A 2,644-nucleotide genomic window follows, 5' to 3' on the forward strand; every position below is an offset into this window, starting at 1 on the left:
TGTTTAGACCACGTGTTTAGTAACACTGTGGTGAGTATCGGGTAACGCCCGGGTGAGTATCGAGTAACACCCGGGCGTTTGGGTTGGTAGCGGGGGTTATTGGGTCAGTCGCATATTGGTGCCTTCGAGTGTGATGATTTCGGCGCCGGCGACGAGTCGGTTGAGTATTGATTCGGCGATGACGGCGTCGGGGATGGATTTGTACCACTCGTCGGGTGTGAACTGGGATGTCACGATGGTTGATCCGCGGGGTTCGCGTTCTGCGAGGATGTTGAGTAGTTGGTGTGCGGTGGCGGCATCGATTGGGGTGGTGAGGAAGTCGTCGAGGACTAACACGTCTGTGTTGTGTAGGTCTTCGAGGAATGTGATGCGGGCTGGGTCGTCGTGTTTGAGCACGGCGAGGTGGTTGGCGAGTGTGTCGGTGCGGAAGAAGCGTGCGGAGTAGTCGTTTCTGCACGCCGCGGTGAGTAGTGCTTGGGCGAGGTAGGTTTTTCCGACGGAGGATTTGCCCAGGATGACAATGTTTTGTGCGCTTTGGCACCATTGGCAGTGAGCGAGTCGGGTGATTTGCTCTTTGTTGATGGTGCGGCCGGGTGTGTAGGTGATGTCTTCGATGCAAGCATCGGGATTTGGCGATCGGGATGCTTTGAGCAGTTTGTTGACTCGCCTCTCACGCTTGGCCGCTACCTCTTTATCGAGTGCATAGAGCACTTTGTCGGAGAAGCTCCAATCGTCGAATGCGGGATCGGCGGCGATGTCGATGACGCTTTGTCCGAAGGCGGTCATGCGTAGATCGGTAAAGATCGGCAGGACTGATTCGTCGAGGAAGCGGGCGGATGATGATGCTGGTTGTGGGTGGGGCATGGGTTATGCAGATCCTTTCTTGGTGAGGTTTTCGAGGCTGAACTGGGCAGCACCACCGAGGTAGGCGCCGCGTGTGTCACGCGTTGTTGGGGCAGGCGCACCGTCAGCGAGCCTGCCGGTTGACTGGATGGTTGCTACATCGGTGCCTGTGGGGCGTGTGGAGGTGTCTTTGCGTACGGCGGCCATCATGTTTTTCACCGCGGTATACGACACAGAACGCCTGGCGCCGTCGGCGGATACCAAACGCCGGCAGGCTTCTTCGAGGATTGGCTTGTTGGCGTGTTTGCCCATGTTGAGTACGTTGCGGCACGCTTGGTACGCCTGGGCAGGGATCGCTTTGGCTTCGATGAGCTCGGAGATCACTTGGTGGGTGGCTGGCCCGATTTTGGCGGCTTCGCGCAGGAAGTACTCGCTTGTCCACAACCCACGGGTGTCACTTATGTTCGCCGGGATGTGGTCAGTGTCGGTGACGTACACTCCGCGGGCACGTGCGAGTTGGTGGGTGGCCACACGCTGCCCGGCGTCGAAGACGGCAAGGCTGTCACCGGTGATGCGCACATCCACGGTGTGGCCCACCAGTAGGTGGGGTACCGAGTAATGCGCGTTGTGCACTCTGATGTGGAAATTGGGTGCGACTTTGGCGCGTTTCCATTCGGTGCGCTGCCACGGTGTTGCCGGTAGTGCGGTGAGCACGTCGCGTTCGAACTGATCAAATAATGCGCGTCTGCTCGTCGCATTGCCGCGAAACGGTTCGGCAGCGTTGATCCTATCGACCAGGGTGGTGATTTTTGTGTTGAGCTCGTCTATCCCGACGCATTGGTGGCCATCGAGTGCGTCGATGACGTTCTGGGTGATGATCTTGACTGCGGCTTCGACGTTGGCCTTGTCTTTGGGCCGTTTTGCACGGGCCGGCAACGCGGCGGTGTTGTAGTGCTCCAAAAACTCCTCGTAGGTGGAGTTGACCCGGCGATTCCTGTCCGTAGCACTGATCGCGTTCGAGGCTGTCGAGGCGTTATCTGGCACGATGACCTCGGCGACCCCGCCGAAGTACTCGAACGCGCGGATATGGGCTGCAAGCCACGCGTCTTGGCGCTCATTAGCGCACGCGCAGGCGAATACCATGCCCGAGTACGGCAGCGAGGCGACGAAGATACTGACCTTCGAGCCTTGCCCGCCGGTGGGGTCAAACAGTCGCATCTTCGTGCCGGCCCAGTCCACCTGCATCGTATGGCCTGGGGCATGGGTGATCCTGGCGGTCAGCCCAGTTGTATCAACGTGTTGGGCTACAAGCTGGCGAAACCGCTCGTAGCTGTAATACCGCTGGCCCAGCCCCGCAGGCTGTGCGGTGTAGCGGCTCCACAGCACCTGCAGAGTCACCTTGTTGCGCCCGATACGCGCCTTGGCGACAGCGTCGAAATCGATCGGGACGAAATCGCCCTGAGCATGGCTGCGCCCGTCGACGAACCAGTCCGCTAGCTCATGATCTGCAACCCCACGAAGTTGCTCACGCGTTGTGATGTTGTGTTCCACAAGCGCATCGCGTGCTTTTTGCACCGTGGTGTGCGAGCACCGCAGACTCGAACAGATTTGGCGGAAAGACCAGCCTTTGAGCACTTGATCCATTACCGCCCGGTAGTCAGTCACAATCAGACTCCTCTGGTAACGCCGCGTGCCCTGAAGTCACGCGGTCACCAGAATCCTCCCCCGGACTGTTACTGGATGCTCACCAATGCGTTACTCGATACTCACCACGGTGTTACTAGATACGACCGCGCAACAA

The 2,644-nt window shown here is 58.9% G+C and carries 2 protein-coding genes; both read right to left on the reverse strand.

Features of this window, described 5'->3' with window-relative positions:
* Nucleotides 1-96: 96 nt before the first annotated feature.
* A complete protein-coding gene (locus HMPREF3048_RS03840; protein ID WP_070771239.1) occupies nt 97-864 on the reverse strand; it encodes an ATP-binding protein in 768 nt (255 codons plus the stop codon).
* A 3-nt stretch (nt 865-867) separates the two neighbouring features.
* Nucleotides 868-2,508, reverse strand: a complete 1,641-nt coding sequence (istA, locus tag HMPREF3048_RS03845; protein ID WP_083316713.1) for an IS21 family transposase — start codon at nt 2,506-2,508, stop codon at nt 868-870.
* Nucleotides 2,509-2,644: the final 136 nt, after the last annotated feature.

The organism is Corynebacterium sp. HMSC075D04, assembly GCF_001815635.1.
Lineage (GTDB): Bacteria > Actinomycetota > Actinomycetes > Mycobacteriales > Mycobacteriaceae > Corynebacterium > Corynebacterium coyleae.

Bases quoted from the DNA above. Each gene is read 5' to 3' on its own strand.
- HMPREF3048_RS03840 (WP_070771239.1), bottom strand. From the start codon at position 864: ATGCCCCACCCACAACCAGCATCATCATCCGCCCGCTTCCTCGACGAA.